The sequence below is a fragment of the Actinomyces naeslundii genome, from assembly GCF_001956585.1.
Lineage (GTDB): Bacteria > Actinomycetota > Actinomycetes > Actinomycetales > Actinomycetaceae > Actinomyces > Actinomyces naeslundii.
Genome location: NZ_MSRR01000006.1, coordinates 1 through 21,947, shown reverse-complemented (window position 1 = coordinate 21,947; position 21,947 = coordinate 1). Strand labels below are relative to the sequence as shown.

Annotated in this window: 21 protein-coding genes; 6 read left to right on the top strand and 15 right to left on the bottom strand. The window is 69.1% G+C overall.

What is annotated here, in order from left to right; genetic code table 11:
* Positions 1–171: 171 nt before the first annotated feature.
* The 5 genes from BKH33_RS03120 to BKH33_RS03100 form a co-directional block, all read right to left on the bottom strand.
* Complete coding sequence (locus tag BKH33_RS03120; RefSeq protein WP_003785336.1) at positions 172–693, bottom strand: hypothetical protein; 522 nt, start codon at positions 691–693, stop codon at positions 172–174.
* Positions 690–1,955 (bottom strand): MraY family glycosyltransferase, encoded by a 1,266-nt coding sequence (locus BKH33_RS03115; protein ID WP_003785332.1) that lies wholly within the window; start codon positions 1,953–1,955, stop codon positions 690–692. Before BKH33_RS03115 ends, BKH33_RS03120 begins: the two co-directional genes overlap by 4 nt.
* Positions 1,952–2,722 carry an L-threonylcarbamoyladenylate synthase gene (locus BKH33_RS03110; protein ID WP_076075089.1) on the bottom strand — a complete coding sequence of 257 codons (771 nt, stop codon included), beginning with the start codon at positions 2,720–2,722 and terminating at the stop codon, positions 1,952–1,954. The genes BKH33_RS03115 and BKH33_RS03110 overlap by 4 nt, the downstream gene beginning before the upstream one ends.
* 129 nt (positions 2,723–2,851) lie before the next feature.
* Entirely contained in the window at positions 2,852–3,565 is a 714-nt protein-coding gene (locus BKH33_RS03105) for a response regulator (protein WP_081392054.1), read from the bottom strand.
* A 79-nt stretch (positions 3,566–3,644) separates the two neighbouring features.
* Positions 3,645–5,012, bottom strand: coding sequence for an ATP-binding protein (locus tag BKH33_RS03100; protein ID WP_081392055.1), 1,368 nt, complete (start codon positions 5,010–5,012; stop codon positions 3,645–3,647).
* Positions 5,013–5,137: 125 nt separating this feature from the next.
* Between BKH33_RS03100 and BKH33_RS03095 the strand changes: the two genes are divergently transcribed.
* From BKH33_RS03095 to BKH33_RS03085, 3 genes are all read left to right on the top strand, one after another.
* Positions 5,138–7,225: a PspC domain-containing protein gene (locus tag BKH33_RS03095; protein ID WP_003784214.1), complete on the top strand. Its 2,088-nt coding sequence runs from the start codon at positions 5,138–5,140 to the stop codon at positions 7,223–7,225.
* Positions 7,226–7,307: 82 nt separating this feature from the next.
* A complete protein-coding gene (locus tag BKH33_RS03090; RefSeq protein ID WP_003784208.1) occupies positions 7,308–7,943 on the top strand; it encodes a hypothetical protein in 636 nt (211 codons plus the stop codon).
* A gap of 162 nt (positions 7,944–8,105) precedes the next feature.
* Positions 8,106–8,477, top strand: a complete 372-nt coding sequence (locus tag BKH33_RS03085) for an SdpI family protein (RefSeq protein WP_043539591.1) — start codon at positions 8,106–8,108, stop codon at positions 8,475–8,477.
* Between the two features lie 63 nt (positions 8,478–8,540).
* Here BKH33_RS03085 and BKH33_RS03080 read toward each other — a convergent pair whose 3' ends face one another.
* Together BKH33_RS03080 and BKH33_RS03075 are read right to left on the bottom strand one after the other, a co-directional pair.
* Positions 8,541–9,134 (bottom strand): DJ-1 family glyoxalase III, encoded by a 594-nt coding sequence (locus BKH33_RS03080; RefSeq protein WP_003784225.1) that lies wholly within the window; start codon positions 9,132–9,134, stop codon positions 8,541–8,543.
* A 97-nt stretch (positions 9,135–9,231) separates the two neighbouring features.
* Complete coding sequence (locus BKH33_RS03075) at positions 9,232–10,764, bottom strand: alpha-amylase (protein ID WP_003784224.1); 1,533 nt, start codon at positions 10,762–10,764, stop codon at positions 9,232–9,234.
* 168 nt (positions 10,765–10,932) lie between these two features.
* Here BKH33_RS03075 and BKH33_RS03070 point away from each other — a divergent pair, with 168 nt between their 5' ends.
* Positions 10,933–11,136, top strand: a complete 204-nt coding sequence (locus tag BKH33_RS03070) for a hypothetical protein (RefSeq protein ID WP_003784210.1) — start codon at positions 10,933–10,935, stop codon at positions 11,134–11,136.
* A 10-nt stretch (positions 11,137–11,146) separates the two neighbouring features.
* Positions 11,147–11,545, top strand: coding sequence for a type II toxin-antitoxin system death-on-curing family toxin (locus BKH33_RS03065; protein WP_003784217.1), 399 nt, complete (start codon positions 11,147–11,149; stop codon positions 11,543–11,545).
* Here BKH33_RS03065 and BKH33_RS03060 read toward each other — a convergent pair.
* From BKH33_RS03060 to BKH33_RS03035, 6 genes are all read right to left on the bottom strand, one after another.
* The gene (locus BKH33_RS03060; RefSeq protein WP_081392056.1) at positions 11,538–12,653 is read right to left on the bottom strand and encodes a 5-methylcytosine restriction system specificity protein McrC; all 1,116 of its coding nucleotides are present in this window, start codon (positions 12,651–12,653) and stop codon (positions 11,538–11,540) included. The genes BKH33_RS03065 and BKH33_RS03060 overlap by 8 nt on opposite strands.
* Complete coding sequence (locus BKH33_RS03055) at positions 12,650–14,098, bottom strand: McrB family protein (RefSeq protein WP_003781788.1); 1,449 nt, start codon at positions 14,096–14,098, stop codon at positions 12,650–12,652. Before BKH33_RS03055 ends, BKH33_RS03060 begins: the two co-directional genes overlap by 4 nt.
* A 179-nt stretch (positions 14,099–14,277) precedes the next feature.
* Positions 14,278–15,093: a class I SAM-dependent methyltransferase gene (locus tag BKH33_RS03050; protein ID WP_003781797.1), complete on the bottom strand. Its 816-nt coding sequence runs from the start codon at positions 15,091–15,093 to the stop codon at positions 14,278–14,280.
* Between the two features lie 89 nt (positions 15,094–15,182).
* Positions 15,183–15,965, bottom strand: a complete 783-nt coding sequence (locus BKH33_RS03045) for an alpha/beta hydrolase family protein (RefSeq protein ID WP_003781795.1) — start codon at positions 15,963–15,965, stop codon at positions 15,183–15,185.
* A 98-nt stretch (positions 15,966–16,063) separates the two neighbouring features.
* Complete coding sequence (locus BKH33_RS03040; protein WP_003781787.1) at positions 16,064–16,942, bottom strand: alpha/beta fold hydrolase; 879 nt, start codon at positions 16,940–16,942, stop codon at positions 16,064–16,066.
* On the bottom strand, positions 16,935–17,960 hold the full coding sequence (locus BKH33_RS03035; RefSeq protein WP_076075094.1) for an NADP-dependent oxidoreductase: 1,026 nt from the start codon (positions 17,958–17,960) through the stop codon (positions 16,935–16,937). The genes BKH33_RS03040 and BKH33_RS03035 overlap by 8 nt, the downstream gene beginning before the upstream one ends.
* A gap of 113 nt (positions 17,961–18,073) precedes the next feature.
* Here BKH33_RS03035 and BKH33_RS03030 point away from each other — a divergent pair, with 113 nt between their 5' ends.
* Positions 18,074–18,481, top strand: a complete 408-nt coding sequence (locus BKH33_RS03030) for a winged helix-turn-helix transcriptional regulator (RefSeq protein ID WP_003781792.1) — start codon at positions 18,074–18,076, stop codon at positions 18,479–18,481.
* A 57-nt stretch (positions 18,482–18,538) separates the two neighbouring features.
* Here BKH33_RS03030 and BKH33_RS03025 read toward each other — a convergent pair whose 3' ends face one another.
* Positions 18,539–19,318: a carboxymuconolactone decarboxylase family protein gene (locus tag BKH33_RS03025; protein ID WP_003781799.1), complete on the bottom strand. Its 780-nt coding sequence runs from the start codon at positions 19,316–19,318 to the stop codon at positions 18,539–18,541.
* Positions 19,319–19,453: 135 nt separating this feature from the next.
* Entirely contained in the window at positions 19,454–21,919 is a 2,466-nt protein-coding gene (locus tag BKH33_RS03020; RefSeq protein ID WP_081395411.1) for a glycoside hydrolase family 3 protein, read from the bottom strand.
* Between the last annotated feature and the right edge of the window lie 28 nt (positions 21,920–21,947).

The following is a 21,947-nucleotide window of genomic DNA, read 5'->3' as shown; positions in this document are numbered from 1 at the left end:
AGATCCTCCCGATGTCTCTCACGCTTCGAAGTCTGGCTTGATGTCTGCCCTGAACAGGCCTGCTAACCACTGGCAATGCTAGCGCCTAGGAATGGTTCAACGAAGCAAAATCAGCAGGTGCATCCCGATTCATCGTCCTTGCTGCCTCCCAAGGATGAACCTACGCCTCGGTCAGAACCGGCCCGTCGGCCCTCCCTTCATCGGCTCCACAGCAAGGATTCGTGCTCGCGCCAGGACGGTCACCTCGGCGAACACGCTTACCAGCACAGCAACGATGAGTGAGACCCCAATCACTCGAATGTCCAGCCCGATCACCCGACCGCCGAGGAGAGCCAGGGCCAGCAGGGAGATTCTCGCGAGGTAACCGCCGCCCATCCAGGCAGCCATGAGTCCCATCCCGGAGCGCACCATGCGGGCCAGAACCCACCACGTGGAGGCCAGGAGCAGCACCGTCGCCACCGCGGCCACCGGAAAGGTCCCGGTCGGGCGGGCCACGCCTCCGGTCATGCCGCCACCTACGCACCAGAGGAGCTCAAGTGCCACCAGAACCCCGGTGGCAATCGTCAGGATCCGACGCAGCCGGGCAACAGAGTCGATCAGGACGGCGGTGTTGTGACTGGTCCCCCCGGTCGGTCCCGGCTGCTCGTCGGCAGGTTGCTGCGACATCGGGCCGGAGCCGTGTGCTGTACTCATGCGTCCGTCTCCTCGGGATGGTAGGCCGGAGCCGTTGACACAGCAGCCGACACGACGGCTCCTTGTGGCGCCTGCCCCTGGGCCGGGCGCGTCACCTCACCGGTTCCCGAGACGTTGCGGGAGATGACGATCCGCTGCTCCTGGCGGTCCTGGCGCCGGTGCAGCATCGAGTGCAGGGCGTGGCGCACCCCGGGCATGAGGTCGACGGTGACGACGAAGGCGAGCAGGACCGCGATGCCCGCCCCCACCATCACCCAGGGCAGGGGGAAGAAGGCCATCGCGGCGACGGGGAAGGAGGCGACGGCGGCCCACAGGTACATCACCAGCACGGCGCGGCGGTGGGAGTGCCCAGCCGCCAGGAGCCGATGGTGCATGTGCATGCGGTCGGGGTGGGTGGGACTCAGACCCTTCCTGGCCCGACGCACGATCGCCATGATCATGTCGGTCAGGGGCAGCAGGAGGACCGCCAGCGGCAGGAGGATCGGCATGAAGGCGGGCAGGGCGCGCGAGCCGTCGAAGCTGCCGGGGTCGATCTGCCCGGTGACGATGATGGTGGAGGCCGCCGAGACCAGCCCCAGCTGCATCGCCCCGGAGTCGCCCATGAAGATGGTGGCCGGGTTGAAGTTGTGGGGCAGGAAGCCCACGCACACGCCGATGAGCGCGGCCACGATCGTGGCGGCCAGGGAGCTGTAGGAGCCGGGGCTCGTGGCGCGGGTGAGGACGTAGGTGTACATGAAGAAGGCGGTCGAGCCGATCCCGATGATGCCGGCCGCCAGCCCGTCGAGTCCGTCGACGAAGTTGACGGCGTTGATGGCGGCCACGACGACGATGACGGTGGAGATGAGGGACAGGCGCGAGGAGCCGATCGTCAGCCCCGCCACGGGGAAGGTGAGGAGCTGGACGCCCTGCCAGGCCATGACGCCGGCGGCGAGGATCTGGCCGGCGAGCTTGGTCATCCAGTCCAGCTCCCACAGGTCATCGACGACGCCGAGCAGGCACACCAGTCCCGCTCCCAGGACCACCGCCCAGGCGCTGGAGTCGATGACGTCGGAGAGGTAGGGGATCGTGGAGGCCACGGAGATCGCGGAGAACAGGCCGAAGAACATGGCCACGCCGCCCAGGCGCGGGATGGGCGTGGAGTGGACGTCGCGTGCCCGCACGGGGGTGAGCGCGTTGCCCACCAAGGCGATGTGCCGGATGATCGGAACGGCCACGTAGGTGGTCGCGGTGGCGATGGCCATGACCAGGAGGTAGACCTTCACGCACCCACCTCCGTCCTGTCATGCGTTGCGTCCGCCGTTCGTTCGGACAGGTCGACGCCGGCCACCCGTTCCAGGTCAGTGAGCGCCAGGGCCCCCTGGCGCAAGATCCGGGGGGCGCGGGCGTGCGCCCCGGCGAGGGTGACGATGGTGGAGGGGACCGGGCCGGGCGTGGCCCCTCCGTCAAGAAGCAGGATGTCCTCGCGCCCGACGGCGCCGGTACCCGCGGCACCCTGCGTGAGCTCTTCGACGCACCGGACCCGTCCGGGGAAGGCGGCCCGCGCGGCGGCGGCATCGGTTGCGGGCGGCGCGCCGGTGGGGTTGGCGGAGGTGACGGCCAGCGGGCCGCTGCGGCGCAGGAGGTCGAGGGCGAGGTCGTGGGCCGGCATGCGCACTCCGATGGTGCCGCCGGTCTCCCCCAGGTCCCAGGTCAGGGCTCCATCGGCATCGAGGATGAGGGTCAGCGCCCCCGGCCAGAAGGCCTCCATGAGGGTACGGGCGACGTCGGGCACCTCGGCAACGATCCCGGTCAGGTCGGCGGGGTCGGCCACGAGGACGGGCGGGGGCATCTGGCGTCCGCGCCCCTTGGCGGCCAGCAGCCGCTCGACCGCCCCGGCCTCGGCGGCGTCGCACCCGATGCCGTAGACGGTGTCCGTGGGCAGGATGACGAGCCCGCCCGCGCGCAGGTGCTCGCAGGCCGGTTGGAGGAGGTCGGGGTGGGGATGAGCGGTGCTCGCGGAGGGCTGCGGGGGGTGGCTCACGTCCCGCATCCTGCCACGGATCGGGCCGGCGGCGGGACAGTGCGGCGGTGTGGGCCCAGACGCGATGTCAGACCGTCACCTGCCCCGGCCGCCCCTCACCCGCACGTCCCGTCCTCGTTCTCGGGCCGAGCCCGCGCTCTACACGATGCGACGAGCCACGGCCCAGCGGGTGAGCTCGTTGCGGTTGGACAGCTGGAGCTTGCGCAGAACCGCGGAGACATGGGTCTCGACGGTCTTGACCGAGATGAACAGCTCGGAGGCACACTCCTTGTAGGTGTATCCGCGGGCGATGAGGCGCATGACCTCCCGCTCTCGCGCCGAGAGGCGATCGAGTTCGGTGTCGGCCACGGCCACCTCGCCGGCCCCCGCGCCGAAGGCGTCCAGGACGAAGCCGGCCAGGCGCGGGGAGAAGGCGGCATCCCCGGCGGCCACGCGCCGCACGGCCTGGGCCAGGTCCTCGGTCGAGATGGCCTTGGTGACGTAGCCGCGGGCGCCGGCCCGGATGACGCCGACGACGTCGTCGCTGGCGTCCGAGACGCTCAGGGCCAGGAAGCGCGTCTCGGGGACGTCGTGGCAGGAGGCGACGACCTCGCCCCCTCCCCCACCGTTGCCGCCGGGCAGATGGACGTCGAGCAGGACGACGTCGGGCCGCAGGGCGTGGACGGCTGCGATGGCGCCCTCGACGTCGTCGGCCTCGGCGATGACGTCCAGGTCGGGGGCGTGAGCGGTCAGCTCGGAGCGCACCCCCGAGCGGACCAGGGCGTGGTCGTCAACGACCAGGACTCGCAGGGGCGAAACCGCCGGGGCGGGCTGGTGGTCGTCTGTCGGGGTGCCGGCGGGGGTGTCAGCCATGGGGTCTTCCTGGTGGTGACGTCGGTGCGATGAAGGAGGAGCTGAGTGGGATGGAGCCAACGATAGACGGGCAGCGGGATCATGTGGGTAGCGACAGGGCCACCTCCGTGCCGGTGGCCATGCGGCGAACCCGGGCGCTGCCGCCGTGACGCTCCATGCGGCCGATGATGGACTCGCGCACGCCGTGGCGGTCATCGGCGATGGCGTCAAGATCGAATCCGAGGCCGTGATCGCGCACGAACACCTCGAGGCGCTGGTCGCCGGCCTCCACGTAGAGGGAGACCGGCGGGGCGCCGTGGCGCACCGCGTTGGACAGGGCCTCGCGGGTGGCGGCCACGATGACCTCGGTATCACGGTCGGGAGAACGGTCGCCGACGCACACGACGTCAACGGCCACGCCGTGGCGGTCCTCGACCTCGCCAGCCAGATCGGTGAAGGCGTCGACCACGGAGGTGCCCGGCGCGGGGCGGTCGGTGTAGAGCCAGGCACGCAGCTCGCGCTCCTGGGATCGGGCCAGGCGGGCCACCGTCTCGGGCTCGTCGGCGCGCTTACGGATGAGGGTGAGGGTCTGGAGGACGGAGTCGTGCAGGTGGGCGGCGATATCGGCTCGCTCGGCCTCACGGATCTCGGCGGCGCGGGTGTCGGCCAGGGCCCGGTTGGTCCGCAGCCACAGAGGCGCCAGGACCACGCCGATCCCCACCACAAGAGCCCCTCCGGTGATGAGGCCGGAGATGAGCTTGTAGGGCGAGCTGTCCGCGGCCACCCACACCAGGATGCCGACGACGGCCAGGCACACCCCGCCCGCAACCCGCAGAACAGCGCCCAGGTTGCGGTCCGGACCGACGAGGTTGTCCATCTGGGACCAGGACAGGGCCGCTCCGGCGATGATGACGATGATGATTCCCACCGCGCCGACCTGGTCCAGCAGGCCGAATCGCCATGCCGCCAGGAAGAGGGCCGCCAGGAGGAGGGAGCCGCCGTCGATGACCGTCTGCGACAGACCGGAGACGGATCCGCTGTCAGCCCCATGACTTCCCCGGCCTCCAGCGCCTTCTCCGCCCTTGGGACGAGTGGCCAGGCGGGCCCGGGAGACCGGTGAGGCGGACTCGTCCCCCGCCGGGGCGCTCTCCCCGGGCAGCGTCGCCCACAGCAGGGCGTAGAGGAAGGCGCCCGCGCCACCCGCGAGGGCAAGAACGGCCATGGCCGCGCGGACGTAGCGCACGGGGATGCCCAGGTGGAGACTCAGACCCGCGCAGACGCCGGCGATGCGAGCGGGCCGGCGCAGCCGGGCGACCTCCGCGGGCAGGTCGGCCGGGACCGGCCCCAGCTGACGGGGTGGACGACGCAGAGGGGGTCGTCGCTGCGGTCGCGGCGGGGGGCTCCAGGAGTACGCGGGCCCGCCGGTGGTCGGCCCGGGCTGCGCACCCCACTGCTGAGCTGTTGTCATGGCACCATCGTGGCACGTCGGGGTCCCCGATCCGATGGTCCTCCGGGGGATTCGGGGGACGATCGGGGATCATTCAGGGGGTCCCCCGATCGTGGCGCGGGACGCGGGAGCGAAGAATTGGTGGCATGAATGACATGCCCACTCCCTCGCCTGACGGCGACTCTCCCGCCGGCTCCACGTCCTCCGGTCCTTCCGACTCCCACGGCACCGGCGGCTCCCAGCACCGCTCCCAAACGGGCCCGCAGCCCGGGCCCGGCCCCTCCTACCAGCAGTACGGCGGGCCCCGGTCCGGGCCCCAGGGCGGCTCGACGCGCCGTTTCTTCGACTCCCTGCGCGGCTCTGGCCTCATGCGCACCAACGAGCGCTGGATCGCAGGTGTGGCCGGCGGGGTCGCCTACCGCTTCGGCCTGGATCCTGTTCTGGTGCGCTGCGTATGGGTGGTGCTCTCGATCTTCGCCGGTGTCGGACTGGTCCTGTACGGCGTGGCCTGGGCCCTTCTGCCCGAGGAGTCCGACGGGCGCATCCACCTGGAGGAGGCGCTCTCCGGCCGCTTCAACGCCGGCCTGGCGGGAGCCATCGGTATGACGATCGTGGGCATGTCGACGCTCGGTAACGGCCTCATCCCCAGCTGGTACATCAACCTGTGGGGCCTCCCGGGAATCGCCGCCCCCGTGTGGTCCTTGTTCTGGCTGGGGCTGACCGTCCTGGCCGTCATCTTCGCCGTCCGCCTCGTCCAGAACCGCCGCGGAGTCCGGAACACCGCTCCGGCCCCGCAGGGCCACCAGCCCTGGCAGACCACTCAGCACGGCGCCGAGCAGTCACCGGGCAACCATCCTGGTGACCAGACCGGCCAGGCCGCACCCGGGGCCTTCCCCTCGGCGACCGGCTCGCCATCGGCCTCAGACTCCTCAGCCTTCTCCCCAGCAGGCTCTGGCGCCCCGGCCTTCAACCGCCCGGCGAACGGTCCGAGCTGGCGGAACCGTTCCTACCGGCAGCACCCGCCCTACCAGCCGGCGCCCATGCCGGCCCGCCCACTGCGCCCGCGCCGTCCCGGTCCCGGTTCCTCGACGTCGCTGGCGATCCTGGGGCTGGGGCTCCTGACCGGAGCAGGCATCTGGTACGCCACGGCGACCCACCGCGTCGGCCTGCTCCAGGGCCAGTTCATTCTCATCGGCGTCCTGGTCGCTCTCCTGGGTGCAGGCATCTTCATCAGTGGTCTGCGCCGTCGGCACGGCGGCTGGATGACGGTGCTGGGCTGGCCGGCCCTCTTCATCATGGCGATCCCCGCTCTTGCCACCGCCTCGGTCGTCCCCTCGAGCCTGGCCCACATGCCTTTCAAGGACCTCACGGATTCGGCCACTTTCGCCTCGAGCACGGTGACGTGGAAGGAGCTGGCGTCGTCGGCCAGCGGCGGCAGCGTCACTCGCAGCAAGGACGTCGGTGATCTCACCTTGGACCTGCGCGGCATGCCCGTTGAGGAGGCCGGCAGGCTCTCCACCATCACCGCCCACCTCGACGTCGGGACCCTCCGCATCAAGACCGACACCAACCAGCGGGTGACGGTCAAGACCGACGTCGACATGGGGACGATCGAGTCGCGGGTCTCGAGGGCCTGGACCGTCAACGGCAAGCAGATGGGGACCGACGACGAGAACCTACCTGCCTATGACGTGGCCGGAAAGGCCGTGCCCGCCTACAGGGAATCCCATGGCGGCCTGAACGTCGCGTCCACCCTGACCTCCCCCAGCAGCGAGGACGGGCGACCGGCGATCACCATCAACGCCTCGGTGGACACCGGGACGATCAACGTCGAGGAGTCACGGGGCACCGTCTTCTGGTACGGCGACAACGAGGAATCCGTGTGGATCGTCAGCTCCTGGTACGACGAGAAGGGCAATGTCCACGAAGGCACCCTGCCGGTTCCGGGCATGAGCCACCAGGCCATCAAGGCTGAGGACGCCGAGGCCTGCATCCGCACGGCCCACGGGAGCGTCAACGAGGACAACCGAAGCGAGGATGTCGGCTGGGGCAACCTGTCCGGCCTGACCTCCGCGGAGCGCACCGCCTACGACTCCTGCGTGCAAAAGATCCTGTCCGGACAGAGCACCGCACAGTCCAGTGCGAGCCCGGCCTCCTCCGGAACGGCCACGCCGGCGCCCTCCCAGGCTCCCCCCAAGCAGCCCGCCACGGCCACCCCGGCGGATGCCGGCTGATCGCACCCGCGCCTCCGCACTCGTTTCAGCCACCAGAAATCTTTCCCGGGCATGTCCCGGCCCCTATCCAAGGAGACCCCCAATGAGCAGTACCTCGTCCACGACGTCGCCCGACGACGCCAGTAAGAACAGCACCGAGGCGACCAGCGAGGACGCCACGAGGCCCTTTCCGGCTTCCGGCGACACCCGACCACTCACCATGCCGCTTCCCACCTCCGACGGTGCCGCTACTGATGTCCTGAGCACCGAAGGCGCACCGAGCGGTACCGATCAGGTCGCCCGTACCGACGATGCCGACGCTAAGAGCAAGGCGGCAGCGCCAACTGATGTACCCACCTCTCCGGCCGCGAGCTCAGCCCAGAACCAGAACGGTTTCTCCACCGCCTTCGATACCGACCCCTTCGGACGGGAAGGTAAGAGCGGCAAGGGCCGCGTCACGTCCGCGGACTCGGCGCCCGCGTCGTCGACGCCGGGCCCGGTGTGGAGCGCCGGGACGGTGACCGGTCAGGACCAGCGACCTCAGGCCCCCCAGGACATCAAGGGGTCCACGCTCCTGTGGGGGGCCTTCCTGCTCCTCATAGGTGGGCTGCTCATCGCGGCGGGCCTGGGGCTGCGCTTCGACTTCACGACGACGGCCATCGCCTGCCTGGCCGGGCTGGGGGGCCTGCTCGTCGTCGCGGCCCTCGTCCCCAAGGGGCGCCGCAGTATCAAACCCTGATCAGACCAGCTGCACCGCCCGCGGACGCACCTTGATTCTCGTTGACCGCCCCTCAGGCGTGAGGACGCGAGGTTCACAGTGCGTCCGCGCGGGCGTACCATGCAAGGAGAGCTCACCGGAACCGAGAACCTCCACCACTCCGACGGACAACGAGGGACATCGATGGTTGAGACAGCTATTTCCATACTCATGAGCCTGGTCCTGGGCGTGACCGGGATCGTGCTCGTGGTGCTGGGGCGCCGGATGGCGCAGCACAGGCTCCCGCCGAACTCGTGGGCGGGAGTGCGCTACGAGATCGCGCAGCGCTCCGAGAAGAACTGGTACACGATGCAGGCCCGGTGCGCGGTGGCGACTATAGGACTGGGCGTGGTCTTCATCGACTCGGCTCTCCTGTTCGTCATCCAGGCGGTCCTGCATGAGACGGTCTCGATCCTGGTCCCCATGGCCATCACGCTGATTCAGATGGTTGCCGGTATCGCGTTCCTTCACGTTCAGGCCCGCAGGTGCGCTGCGATGCTGACGAGGAACGCATGAACCGGTCCCCTCAGACGCAGGCGAGGGAGCCGGTAGGGGACGTCGGCGTCAGGGCTGGAGCGCTCAGCCCTGGTAGACGATCTTGGCCTTGACGTCGTCGACGGCCTTCTCGCCGAGGTAGTGGCGCACGATCTCCAGGCCGAAGTCGATGGCGGTGCCCATGCCGCGGGAGGTGATGACGGGGCCGTCGGCCACCACGGCGGCTTGGCTGACCTGCGCACCGTGCTCGGCGAGCACGCTGATGAAGCCCGGGTTCGACGTCGCCTGGCGGCCCTCGAGCAGACCCAGCTCGGCCAGGATCGAGGGGGCGGCGCAGATGGCGGCCACCGGTCGGCCGGCGCGCACGCGCTCGGTGACCGCGGCCATGAGCGGCTCGACGGCCTTGAGGTTGGGGGTGCCGGGGATGCCACCGGGCAGGACGAGCATGTCGTAGTCGGCCAGGTTCGCCTCGGCCAGGGTGAGGTCGCAGGTGACGACGATGTTGTGGGAGGAGGTGACGGTCCGCTCAGGGGTCACTGAGATCATCGTCGTCGGGATTCCGGCGCGGAAGAGGATGTCCACGGTCGCCAGCGCCTCGACCTCCTCCAGTCCCGGCGCGATGAAGACGGCGACGGCCTTCTCGGTCCTCTGGTCGGTGGGCGCGTGGAAAGCGGGCATGTCTCCTCCAGGAAGGTCGGCTCAGATGCGTGTGGCTGCCACCGTCACCCTACGCGCCCGCAGCATCGGCCGGGAAGGCAGGCGCCGGCACCATGACTCAGCGCTGGCGCAGGAGATGCTGCTCGGCGTTGTCCAGGATCGGCTTGGCGGTCTCGGGCGCGTAGACGCTCAGACCGCCGTCGGACACGGGCAGCTCGACGGCGCCGTCGTCACCGACGGTGACCGGCTCGTGCCCGCCCAGGACGCAGATCCACTGCTCGCCGGCGTGCCGAGCCCCGACGTGGAGACGCTTGGCGCCGGCCTTGCGGTCGGACAGGACGACGGCGAGCCCGGAGCCGGGGTGGGCATCGTCGCCCTCGCGCGCGAAGCCGACGAGGTCGGGCCCGTCGAGGTAATCGTGCTGGGGGCCGTGGGCCAGTGCGCGCCGCATGGTCATGAGCAGCGGCAGCTCGGTGACGGCCGGCAGGTCACCGGTCTCGGGGGTGCCGAACAGGTCGCCCCAGAAGACGCAGGGGGTCCCGGCCTCGCGCAGCAGGATGAGGGCGTAGGCCGAGGGCTTGAACCACGACTCGATGGTGGAGGCCAGCGACTGCCCCGGCTGGGTGTCGTGATTCTCCACGAAGGTCACGGCGCGGGCGGGATCGGAGGCCACGAGAGTGCCCTCGAAGAGGCGGGACAGGTCGACGTCGCCGTTGGAGGTGGAGGCGGCGTGCAGGTGGAAGTGGAGGGGGACGTCGAACAGGCTCATGAAGGGAACGGCCTCCAGGTAGCCCTCCAGCTCGGCGACGTCGCGGGTCCAGTACTCGCCCACGGCCGGCAGGGCGCGCCCGGTGGCGCGTCGCAGCTGGGGCAGCCAGCGGGCGAAGAAGTCGGCACCGACGTGCTTGAGAGCGTCCAGGCGCAGGCCGTCGACGCCGGTGGTCTCCACGTACCAGCGCCCCCAGCGGTCCATCTCGGCACTGACGGCGGGGTCGGTGACGTGGACGTCGGAGCCCATGAGGTAGTCGTAGTTGCCGAGCTCGTCGTTGACGTTCTCGTTCCACTGCTTGCCCTCGAAGAGCCACACGCCCTGCTGGTGGCGGGCCTCGTCCCAGTCGGTGCCGTGGAAGCAGGTCCAGTCCCAGGTGAAGTCCGAGTAGGCGCCGTTGCGCCCCGGAAAGGTGTAGCGGGTCCAGGTGGTGATCTCCTCGGCATCACCGATGGGGCGCATGCGGTCGTGGGGGTCGACCGGGGTGGCGCGCACGACCTCGGTGTCGTCACCGCCCATGCGGTGGTTGAGGACGATGTCGGCCACGACGCTGATGCCGGCGGCGTGCAGGGCCTCGATGGCGGCGAGGTAGTCCTCCTTGGTGCCGTACTTGGTGGGGACGGTGCCCTTCTGGTCGAACTCGCCCAGGTCGTAGGTGTCGTAGACGCCGTAGCCGACGTCCTCCACCCCGGCCTGTCCCTTGTAGGCGGGCGGCAGCCAGGCCGAGCTCACGCCGCAGTCGGCCAGGAGGAAGGCGTTGTCCGCCAGGACGCGCCAGTGGGTGGAGTCGGCGGGCAGGTCCCAGGCGAAGGCCTGAAGCAGGAGGGGGTTGACGACGTCGTCCGGGTTGGCGGGGCTGGGCTGGGCGCGGTTCTCGGTCACGGATCCGATGCTGCCAGCCCTCCCCCGACGGCGGAAGCCGAATGCGTGATCGAAAAGCCCGTGCGTCCACGCGCAGGATGTCCCCACAGGTGAGCTGAGAACTCCGGTCGATTCCTCCGAGCACACCACACGTGATACCAGTGTGGTATCACCTGCTACTGTGGGCGCATGGCGATGACACTGCGTTTAAGTGAAGAGGACGAGCGTCTTCTGACACTTCTTGCCAAGGAGGACGGGGTCAGCCGCCAGGAGGCGACGATCCGAGCGATCCACGAGGTGGCCGCACGCCGCGGACATGAGCGGCGAGTTAAAGAAGCGTCCGCCCGTATCCGTACCCGGTATGCCGAGGTCCTGGAACGCCTTGGTCGCTGAGCAGGCACGGATGATCGAGTATCTGACGCTTGAGGACGCCCTGATACTCATTGAGGACCTCGCCGTCGGACCGGTCCGGGATCTCGGTCTGCTCGACTCGGCGCTGCACCGCCCTACAGCCACTCTCTGGGGACGTGACGCGTACGCCACGATCGATGAGAAAGCTGCGGCCCTGCTCGATTCCCTGGTCCATTCCCTGGTCCGAAATCATCCCCTGGTGGATGGAAACAAGCGCCTGGGGTGGTTGGCCACGCTGGTCTTTCTGGACATCAACTGCCACTGGATCGAGGCTCCCGACGATGATGCCTACCAGCTGGTGATGGCCGTAGCGGCAGGAGAGCTCTCGCTCAAGGGGACCGCTGAGGCCCTGTCTCAATGGCGCAGCCACGACTCGGAAGAGATCAGGTAGGTGCGAGCAGGGCGGCGACGTCGTCGAGCTGAGCGGCGATCTCGGTGAAGTCCCGGTCCAGGTCAAGGGTGCGCACGTGGAAGCGGTGCCCGGTCTCGGTCCAGGTCTCGCGAATCGGCGGGTCGACGGCGGTCTGGGCGTAGAGCAGCATGCCGGCGACCTCGCGCCCGCCCTGTCGGGGATCACTGGCCTCGTGCATGACGTAGCTGTAGATCTGGTTGCGGTTGGCCGGGGACAGGATCCGCCTGTCGTAGCGGGAGCCGAGGATGCGCCCGTAGCACTTGGTGTCGATGATGAGGGTCCGCTCCGGTCCGGTCAGGACGATGTCGGTGTGCAGCCCCGGTAGGAAGACCGGGGCGTCCTCGATGCTGCCGCTCACCCAGGGCGCACCGGCACGCAGGTGGGGGTGGTGGCGGCGGAAGTAGGCCAGGACGAAGCGCTCGTACAGAGCGCTCAGCTCCTGGGTGTCGAGGAAGTCCGCGAGGCTGACTGCGCCGTCGGCGCCGCTGAGCAGCCGCTCGTCCAGGACGAGCCGGCACACCCCCATGAGCAGTCGGTAGGAGCGGTTACCGCGGTGGAATCGCAGGCTCTCCCAGTGCAGCTGCCTGAGGTCCCCGGCGCTCATCACCTCGACGCCGCCCATGACGAGCAGCGTGGACTTCAGGCGCGTCCTGCGGGCCCGGGCGATGTCGCCGTGCAGGATCAGGCGCAGGGCGGCGGTCTTGAGGAGCCGATTCATGAGGGTGTTCTCGGTGCGCTCGTCGTAGCCGCAGCGCACCAGGCTCCTGCGGCGGGCCCTGAGCCGCATCGTGGCGGCCGAGTCGATGCGTCCCCGTACAACCGTCAGGTCCTCGGTGAAGGGCTGATAGTCCCGCTCGAAACCGCGTCGGCGCCGGTTGTCCAGCCCACCGGCCAGGATCGCGGCGAGCATGTCGTGGACGTGCTCGAAGTCCTCGGCCGCCAGGCGCCGGTGCTCGCCGGTCTCCAGTGCCTTGAAGGCGTAGGCGAGCATGTAGTAGACGTTCTTGAGCAGCACAGTGCTGGGACCACGCTCGTGCGGTCGGCCGGCAGTCCCGTCCTGCGCCCGTCCGGGCAGGGCGGCCGTCATGGCAGGATGCTCTCCAGCTCGTGAATGCTCTCGTCCATCGCAGCGGGGTTGTCGAACCAGTACTCGCGCACCAGTGGCTCCAGCTCGTAGCGCACCATCGAGGTCACATCCGCATCCATGCCCCCAGGGTTCTCAGGGTTTCCCGCAGGCAGGCACAGGTAGGAGTGGCCGATCTGGAATCCGGGGCCGAGGGCCTCGTCCTCGGCGATCCGTTGGTTGAGGCGGCGTACGACGTCGACCAGCGCCTCCAGCCTCGAGCTGCCCACTGCCTCGACGTGCCTGAGGAACCCCGGGTGGTCGAGAGCCGGCCTCATCTCGAAGAAGGCGAAGCGACGCCGCAGCGCGTAGTCGATGAGGGCCAGGCCCCGGTCGGCGGTGTTCATCATGCCGATGATGTGGAGCCGCTTCGGGACGGACAGCAGCTCCCCGGACACGGGCAGGCGCAGCGCCTCCCCGCGGTGCTCGGCCTCGATGAGCATGAGCAGCTCGCCGAAGGCCTTGGAGATGTTGGCGCGGTTGATCTCGTCGATGATGAACACGTAGTCCCGCCCCGGATCGGCGGCAGCGCGCCGGCAGAACCTGGCGAAGACGCCCTCTGCGGCCGCGAACCCGCCCTCGACCGTGGGGCGCAGCCCGACGACGACATCCTCGTAGGCGGTCGACTGGTGGAACTGCACCACCTCCACCCGCGAGTCATCCGTCTCTCCCATGAGCGCGTACGCCAGGCGCTTGGCGGCGAAGGTCTTCCCCGTGCCCGGAGCGCCCTGGAGGATGAGGTTCTTCTTGCGTCGCAGCAGCCCGAGCATCTGATCCAGGTCCTCGGGACTGAGAAAGACCTCGTCCAAGAAATCGGTACTGGTGTAGTGCTCGTCCGCCTCATCGAGATCGTTATTCCCGAGCCGCTCGTCCGCGGACGAGGGAGAGTGCGAGTCCTCGATTCCGATCAGCGCGTTGAGCTGGCCCGGTGTGTACTTCGTGTTCTCTGTGAGGCGTTGCAGCATCAGTCTGCCGATCCGCTGCTCGAGCGGCCAGGAGCCGACATGCGTCCACTCGACGTCACGCACCGCCCGGAAGGATGATCGGTCCTCGTCATAGCGATAGTCGGAGCGAACCACTCCGCGCCCCACGATCTCATTGAAGCTACGGCGGACGTAGACGATGTCGCCCGGTTTCATGGCATGGATGTAGTCCCACACTGAGTCCGCGGCCCTACGCGGGCGGCCGCCCCAGTCCCCGTAATGGGTGTAGAGCGCATCCAGGAGCGACTCCTTGTCGGGGAAGGAGGCAAGATCACCAACCCGGTCCCAGTTGAGCGCCATGATCCCGGCCGTTCGGAACTCCTCCCATCTCGCCGCGCCCTCGCCCGGGGTGTAGAGCCAGTACCCGCGCTCCCGCTCCTGGGCGCTCTCAGCCCTCTCGGTCGACGCCGTCATCGGCTCACTCATGCTTCCTCCTCATCGCCCGTACCCGCAACGCTGCGAGCACGTCCAGGGAGAATAGTAGTGCTGCCTCGCCCCATCAGTACCAGCCGGGTACGTGCCGCTCCAGGCGGGGAGATCCGACGCCGTCGGCGCCGGAGTTCCCGCTCCCGTAGGCACAGGATGTCCCCGTTAAGAGATCCCGCTCAGGCCGGTGCTCGCAGCACCACGATGCGCTCTGAGAGTCTGCCCACCAGCGGCAGCCGCACCAGGGGCGCGAGCACGGGGTGGTAGCGCGCAATGGTGCTGGTGAAGGGGACGTCGTGGAGGAGCGTGAATCCGGGTGCGGCCCTCCGGTGGAACTCGGCGGCGCCGGAGCAGCCGTAGGTGTAGCGCGCCCCCGCGTCCTCGACCGAGCGCTCCCGGCCGTACTTCTGGAACAGGCGGGGCATGACCTCGATGAGAACCGTCGCACCGGGCAGCCGTGCGGCGATGATGTCCATAAGAGAGCGCACCTCGTCCTGCTCGAGGTACATGCTCAGCCCCTCGATGATGACGAGCACGTCGCCGCTCGCCTCACCCTCCCCCAGCTGGTCGGGCCAGTCGGGGTCGAGGGCGGACGCGGCGATCGTGCGGTGACGCTCACTGTCCTCGAGCAACCGACGTCGCAGCTCGATGACGTCGGGGAGGTCGAGGTCGTACCAGGTGACGTGCCCGTCGTCGAGGCGCTGGAAGCGGGTGTCGAGCCCGCAGGCGATGTTGACCACCGTGCAGCCGGGGTGAGTGGCCAGGTACCCGGCCACGAGCGGGTCGAGCGTGAGCGTGCGCAGCACGACGCCGTCGGCCATGAGCCGGTCCTGTCTCGCCATGGTGAAGTCGTAGTCGAGCCGGGATACGAGCTCGACGGCGGCGGGGTCCGTGAAGCGCGGGCAGTCGGAAAGCGTGTGCTCCGCCCTGGCGTGAAGGGTCAGCAGCATCGTCTTGCTGACGCTGGTCAGGTCCGCTGTCTCGTATGCGCTCATGCGGTCAATTCTGCGGTGCCGGCGATTCGGGCACCAGTGCCGTCAGGAAACCGGACGCGCCGTCCGAGCCCCACGCCCAGCCGCGCGGCTCAGTCCTCCTCCAGGACACCGTTCCAGGCCAGGAAGTCGATGGTGCGGCGCATGGCCTCCTCCCAGTTGGCATCACCGAAACCGTGGGCTGCTCCGGGAATAGTGACGAGCTCGGCATCGGGCAGGGAGCGCACAGCAGCCCGGGAGACCTCGATGGGCACGGAGCGGTCCTGATCCCCGTGGACGATGAGCACCGGACGCCGGTATGAGACCAGCTCGGCCCCGACCTCCAGGTTCCAGCCGTCGACGGCGTAGGCGCGCCCCAGGCGGGTGCCCGCCCAGTCGAACTCCTCGGGCACGGCCGCCAGGGTGCGGAAGGCGGCGCGCAGGTTCTCCCCCAGTCTCAGCGCCGGGTACCACAGGGCCAGCGCGGTGATCCGCTGGGGGTGGCGGGCGGCCGCGAGCGCCGCAACCGCTCCCCCCAGGCTCAGCCCGAACAGGGCGACCCGGGAGGCGTCCACCTCAGGCCACGCGCAGGCGGCGGCGAGGACGGCCTCGAGGTCGGCCAGCTCGGTGAGGGCCGACATCGCGGTGGTCTCTCCCTGGCTGGCGCTGCCGCCACCCCCGCGGAAGTCGAAGCAGACGGCCACGGCTCCGGCGGCGGCGAAGCGGCTTGCCATGGGGGCCACGCGGGTGTGGGATCCCTCCATGCCGTGACAGCAGACCACCAGAGGGGCGGGGGCCGACGACGCCGAGCGCGGGAGGTAGGCCAGTCCTCCGATCCTCTGCCCCTGGGCGGTGAAGGTGACCTGCCGTGAGAGGTAGGGCTGCGTCGTCGTCACGTGCTCTCCTTGCTGTGCGGGGCCGGCAACGGGAGTCCGGCCCGGCGGCCATCGTAGACGGGCCACCGGGCCTCACTGCCGAATCGGACCCCCTTACCTCAAGAGTCGAGGTGGTCCAGCAACGTGGGGATGAACTCCCGGTAGTACTGAAAGACTCCACCGTGTCCTGACCCGGGGTAGATGACCAGGGTGCTGCTGGGGATCCGCCGGTGCATGTCCTCGGACAGCGGGGTCGGAACCATACGATCGTGATCCCCGTTGGCGATCAGCGTGGGAGCCGTGATCGTGGACAGGTCCTGTGGTTTTTGACGCCCCCAGGCCTTAATGGCGGCGATCTGAGTACGGAAGGCTTTCAAGGAGATCGGAGAATCTCGATCCATGACTCGTTCGTGAATCCGGGCGAGGTATTCACGCGCTGCAGCCTTGCCGTCGGGCGTGCGCGGGAAGAAGAGGAACTCCTTGGCGTCAGTGCGGGCAAGTACTCCACGCAGCATGTCGAGGTAGACGTAGGCGGCACCGGTTGGCCGGTCGATCCCGCTGCCTCCTGCGGGACCGGTTCCGGCCAGGACGAGCCGTCGGACCAGGCTCGGGGCGTCGAGAGTGACCTGCTGGGCGACGAACCCTCCCAGCGAGAAGCCCATGAGGTCGATCCGGGTTAGGCCGAGTTCGGAGATGAAGGCCCGTGCAGCACCGGCCATTCCCTTGATGGTTCGTGGGACGCTCCCGGTGGAGGAGCCGATGCCTGGCAGGTCGACCGCAATGACACGGCGGCCTCCTGCGAGCGCATCGACGACGCGGGGATCCCACTCGTCGAGCGTGGCTCCGAGGTGGGCGAGCAGGACAATAGGCGTTCCGCTGTCGACCCCGAGGTCCCGGTACGCGAAGGACTCTCCTCTCACCCGCAGGTGCCGGGTGGGAGCGGAGGTCCACCGGTTGACGGGCCCGGAGATCATGCTCGTGCTGTCTGCCTCAGGCATGACTAGTGACCTCCTGCTCGCTGGTGGCCACGAGGACCTTGCCGCGGGTCCCGCCGGCCAGCAGCTGGTCGAGCGCGGTGAGGGTCTGCTCGAAGGGCAGGATCCGGTCGACGACGGGCTGGATGACGCCGTCGTCCACGAGTCCGGCAATGGTGCGCAGGGCCTCTCCGTCGGGTTCGATGAACAGGAACCGGTAGCGCACGCCGAGCTTGCGGGCCTGGCGGCGCACCTTGAGGCTGAGGGCGGACAGCGCGACCTTGACCAGCGGCCCGGCGCCAGCCTGATCGGCCAGTGACGGGTCGGGGGTGCCGGCGATACCCACCACGATCCCGCCGGGACGCAGGACCTGGAAGGACCGTGAGATGATCTCTCCGCCCTGCGTGTCGACGACGATGTCCACCGGGGTCTCGGCCAGGCGCTGGACGAAGTCCTCACTGCGGTAGTCGATGATGATGTCCGCGCCGAGCTGTCGGACGGTGTCGGCACTGGAGGTCGAGGCCGTGGTGGCGACCGTGGCTCCCAGGTGCTTGGCGAGCTGGATGACAGCCGACCCCACTCCGCCTGCGCCGCCGTGAACCAGGACCGTCTGGCCCGGCTGGAGGCGGCCGATCGTCACCAGCGACTGCCACGCGGTCAGGGCGACGACCGGCAGGGAGGCCGCCTGAGCCAAGGAGATGCTGCGGGGCGCGGGGGCAAGGGCATCGGCGTCGACCACGACGAACTCGGCCCAGGTTCCCATCGCCACCACGCCGGTGTAGCCGTAGACCTGATCGCCAACGGCGAGTTCTGTGACCTGAGAGCCGACGGCGACCACCTCGCCGCTCAGCTCCCCTCCCATGACCTTGGGCAGGTCGAGCCGGAAGACGGCCTTGAACTCACCGGTGCGGGTGCGCTCGTCGGCGTGATTGACGCCGGAGGCGACCATCCGCACCAGGACCTGGCGCGGTCCGGGCTCGGGAACGGGCATGTCGACGACGCTCAGAGGGTTGCCGTACTTCTTCAGGACGAAGGCCTTCACGTGGTGTCCTTCCTGTGCCGCAGCACCAGACGTCTAGTTGCATTGTGTTACCACTTGAGATGGACGATATGCTATCCAGTAACAGAATGCAACTACCACGGAAGGAGGGCGCGATGATCCCCCGTCCCCGCTCCGCCTGCCCTATCAACCGCAGCCTCGAGATGCTCGGCGACCGATGGAGCCTGCTGATCCTGCGAGACATCGTCCTGCATGACCGACGCTCCTTCCGCGAGCTGCTCACCGGCAGTGAGGAGGGCATCAGCGCCCCTGTCCTGTCCCGCCGGCTGGCCGACCTGGTGGAGGCGGGTTTCCTCACGAAGAATGAGGTCGCCCGCGGCAAGCAGGGGAAGTACTCGCTGACCGAGCAGGGCCTGGCAACGCTGCCGCTGCTGATCGAGCTCGGTCACCTCGGCGCTCGCATCGACCCGTCAACCGCCCCCAACGCCCCCAGGATCGGCACGGATCCCGACGACCTCGCCAGGCGCATCGCCGTCCTGCGCGAGGCTCATCTCACTGAATAGCACTCGCTCCACAGCCGCAGCAACCGTGGAGGATACCGCCCCACCGGGACCCGCTTCTCAGCGGTAGGCCTCTGCGGAGGTCTTCTCGTCGTAGCGGGCCACGAGGACCAGGCCGGACAGGGCGTAGGGACCGCCGATGTAGGGCATGACCTGGACCAGGGCTGCCGCCACCTTCTGGCGGGAGGAGCCGGCCCGGATCGCCCCGGCCACGTGCGGGCGCAGCTGGGTGGAGGCGCCGATGGCGGCGATGGCGACGAGGCTGACAAGCTCGCGCTGGGCGACGTCGAGCCCACCCCGGGTGGCGAAGTCACCGAAGGCCGAGGAGGTCAGCAGGTGGGGCACGAACTCATCGAAGGGCTGGGGCAGGGCGGAGAAGACCTCCTTGACCTCATTGCCGTACAGCGGGGTCTGGATGGCGGCTCCGGCCTGCTCCCGGGCACTGGGGTCGATGCCGTCAACGGTGCCGGCACTCTCCAGGGGCAGGGAGATGCCGCGCTCCTCGAAGACCTTATTGGCGATGTCGATGGCGTTGAGCGTCTTGGGGAAGCCGATGTAGGGGGCGCACTGGTAGATGGTCTCGCGCAGCTGGAGCGGGCTGGCACCGATGTTGAGGGCCGCGTCCACATGGGCCTTGAGCTGCGGGAGGGTCTGCATGGCGGTCAGGACGGTGATGGTGAGCAGCTCTCGCTCGACGTCGGTGAGGACTCCTGTGGAGAAGGCCTCGTCGAAGATCTCGTTCTGGAGGATGTCGAAGAGCTCTGGATCCGTGGGATGCGGCTGCGGCTCCACGCCAAAGAGTCGGGTGAAGGTCTCACGGGCCTGTGGTGTCAGCGCCATGGAGGGCTCCTTACGATTCGCGGGCGGCTCGACCCGAGCATGTCACGTCGGCTGCCCGAACGGCAGGTTCTCCCACATCCCGCCGGCGGCTCTCCGCGCGAAGTGAGCACGTACGTCGGCTGTGCCGATCCACCCCTAGTCTTGGCCCAAGAGGCGGCCTGCCTCAGTTTCTTCACGTATCCGGCGGCCATGGCCGGCAAGCCTCCGGGCCATGCGGATGACGCGGGCGGCCTGTTTCTCGAGCTCGGCGCGCGTCAGGCCCACACCGCCGTCGTCCGACTCGGCCTGCGCGGCCGATGGCCGAGCGTCGCTTCCCCGTCCGAGCGCGGTCAGGAGGTCCTCCCGGTCCGGTTCGCCTCCGGGCATGAAGAGCTCGTTGCCGGCCTTGATGGTGGCGGGGGCGGTGGCGCGCGGGTGCTTCATGTCGCTGTGGGTCATGCCGTCGACGACCCAGTCGGTCATGACCAAGCCGTCGAAGCCCCACTCCTGGCGCAGAATGACCTCGAGCAGCTCGACCGACTCCGAGGTATGGACGCCGTTGATGAGGTTGTAGGAGGTCATGACGGCGGCGGGCCGGGCTCGGCGCACGCAGATCTCGAAGGCGCGCAGGTAGAGGTCGCGCAGGGCTCGGGGACTCACATTGCTGTTGGAGTTGAGGCGGTTGGTCTCCTGGTTGTTGCAGGCCAGGTGCTTGATGGTCACGCCCCGCCCCGGGTGGGACTGGACACCGCGGGTGATGGCGGCGGCGATGCGCCCGGCCAGCAGCGGGTCCTCGGAGAGGTACTCGAAGTTGCGTCCGCACAGGACGCAGCGATGCAGGTTGAAGGCGGGGGCGAGCCAGAGGTCGACGCCGAAGCGCTCCATCTCGGCTCCGACGATGTCGCCGAGGCGCTGCGCCAGTGCCGGGTTCCAGGACTGGGTGAGCGCGGTGCCGATGGGGATGGCGGTGGTGTACTGCTCGCGGATCTCGGCGGGTTCGCGGGGTTCGGAGGCGTCTGCGATGCCGAGGGCCTCGCGTCCAGCGTCGTCCATGAGCTCGAGGAAGGTGGCGGGCAGGCTGGAGTCGCCCAGGGAGAAGGGGCCGTCGGCGTCGACACCGTAGGTGGGGGCCAGGCGCAGGCCGGCGGGCCCGTCAGCCATAATGATGCTGGGCAGGCCGGGGATCCGGGTAGTGGTCTGGCCCGCTGCGCCGATGACGGTGGTGGAGGCCGCCCCGATGACGGAGCCGGACTCCTCGCCGCGGTGGTAGTCACCCAGGACGGTATAGATGAGCTCGTCGTCGGAGAGCCCCCGGGCCAGGGCGAGGGCCTCACTGAAGCCCTCCGGAGCGGACTGCTCAATAGGCTCGGCGACGTCCGGCCGGCGCAGGTGGGCCGGGTCGACGGCGAGCACCGGCACATCGGCCGGTACATCGAGGGACGCCGGAGCCTCGGGCCTCCAGTCGGTGAAGCCGGGGTCCCCCAGGTCGCCGGTCAGGCATCGGACGGTCGCGTCCTGGGCGAGCTCGACGACGGCGACGGAGCTCAGCTGCCGGCTGGAGGCTCCTACTCGCAGCAGGTAGCGCCCGGCCTCCAGGATCGTGGCACGGGCGGCCGCATCGTAGGAGGTCAGGTCGGTCAGGTCGATGTCGATGGTGATGTGCGCCGTGGCGCCGGGAGCGATCTCGTCGGTCTTGGTGAAACCGGCCAGTGCCTGGAGTGGCTGGTCGAGGCGGCCGGCCGGAACACTGACGTAGACCTGGACGGTCTCCTTGCCCGGGCGCTCACCGGTATTGGTGACATCGAGGTCGATGCTCACGCGCGCCCCGTCAAGGCTCACCTGGCGGGTCTGGATGTCGAAAGCCGTGTAGCCCAGCCCGAATCCGAAGGGGAAGAGCGGTTCCTTGCCGACCGAGTCGTAGAAGCGGTAGCCGACGTAGATGCCCTCGCGGTAGTGGGTGTCATCAGGATCGCCGAAGTCGCCGATCTGGTCGGCCTCATCCCATGCGGCCCAGGTGGTGGCGAGCTTGCCGGAGGGGTAAGTCCGTCCCAGCAGAACGTCGGTGAAGGCGTCGCCGATGGTCGCGCCGAGCTGGGAGAGCAGAAGGATGTTGCCGACGTCGCCCAGCGGACTGAGGTCGACGACGCCACCCACGTTGAGGACGAGGAGGAACTTCTCGAAGCGCTCGTTCAGGGTAAGGATGTCGCGGATCTCGGTATCGGTGAGCCTGAGGTCCCCGGCCTCGGGGGTGCGGTCGCTGCCCTCACCAGAGGTTCGAGCCAGGACGTAGACGGCCGTCTCCGGGTCGGTGCCGGCGTCAACGTCAAGGGGGATCGAGTACTCCGGCTCGGGCATGACCGAGCCCATGCCGATCATGATGGCGGGGACGCCCCGCTCAGCGGCCTCGGTCCTGATATCGGCGATGAAGTCCTGATGGGCCTGGTCGCGAACGCGGTCGTAGGCCTCCAGCCAGGGCCGGGAGACGATGGTGAAGCCGGCCGCCTCCAGACCCTCCTCGATGGTGGTGACGTGGCGGGAGTTGACGTCGCCGCTGCCGGTTCCGCCCTTGATGGTGCGCCGCGCACCGGAGCCGAACAGGGCGATCTCGCCTGGCTCAGCCAGGGGAAAGGGGTGGGTCTCTTAGTGTGGT

Excerpts from the sequence above, each read along its gene's own strand:
- BKH33_RS03120 (WP_003785336.1), bottom strand. The coding sequence starts at position 693 with ATGAGTACAGCACACGGCTCCGGCCCGATGTCGCAGCAACCTGCCGAC.
- BKH33_RS03110 (WP_076075089.1), bottom strand. The coding sequence starts at position 2,722 with ATGCGGGACGTGAGCCACCCCCCGCAGCCCTCCGCGAGCACCGCTCAT.
- BKH33_RS03105 (WP_081392054.1), bottom strand. The coding sequence starts at position 3,565 with ATGGCTGACACCCCCGCCGGCACCCCGACAGACGACCACCAGCCCGCC.
- BKH33_RS03100 (WP_081392055.1), bottom strand. The coding sequence starts at position 5,012 with ATGACAACAGCTCAGCAGTGGGGTGCGCAGCCCGGGCCGACCACCGGC.
- BKH33_RS03095 (WP_003784214.1), top strand. The coding sequence starts at position 5,138 with ATGAATGACATGCCCACTCCCTCGCCTGACGGCGACTCTCCCGCCGGC.
- BKH33_RS03090 (WP_003784208.1), top strand. The coding sequence starts at position 7,308 with ATGAGCAGTACCTCGTCCACGACGTCGCCCGACGACGCCAGTAAGAAC.
- BKH33_RS03085 (WP_043539591.1), top strand. The coding sequence starts at position 8,106 with ATGGTTGAGACAGCTATTTCCATACTCATGAGCCTGGTCCTGGGCGTG.
- BKH33_RS03080 (WP_003784225.1), bottom strand. The coding sequence starts at position 9,134 with ATGCCCGCTTTCCACGCGCCCACCGACCAGAGGACCGAGAAGGCCGTC.
- BKH33_RS03070 (WP_003784210.1), top strand. The coding sequence starts at position 10,933 with ATGGCGATGACACTGCGTTTAAGTGAAGAGGACGAGCGTCTTCTGACA.
- BKH33_RS03065 (WP_003784217.1), top strand. The coding sequence starts at position 11,147 with ATGATCGAGTATCTGACGCTTGAGGACGCCCTGATACTCATTGAGGAC.
- BKH33_RS03060 (WP_081392056.1), bottom strand. The coding sequence starts at position 12,653 with ATGACGGCCGCCCTGCCCGGACGGGCGCAGGACGGGACTGCCGGCCGA.
- BKH33_RS03055 (WP_003781788.1), bottom strand. The coding sequence starts at position 14,098 with ATGAGTGAGCCGATGACGGCGTCGACCGAGAGGGCTGAGAGCGCCCAG.
- BKH33_RS03050 (WP_003781797.1), bottom strand. The coding sequence starts at position 15,093 with ATGAGCGCATACGAGACAGCGGACCTGACCAGCGTCAGCAAGACGATG.
- BKH33_RS03040 (WP_003781787.1), bottom strand. The coding sequence starts at position 16,942 with ATGCCTGAGGCAGACAGCACGAGCATGATCTCCGGGCCCGTCAACCGG.
- BKH33_RS03030 (WP_003781792.1), top strand. The coding sequence starts at position 18,074 with ATGATCCCCCGTCCCCGCTCCGCCTGCCCTATCAACCGCAGCCTCGAG.
- BKH33_RS03025 (WP_003781799.1), bottom strand. The coding sequence starts at position 19,318 with ATGGCGCTGACACCACAGGCCCGTGAGACCTTCACCCGACTCTTTGGC.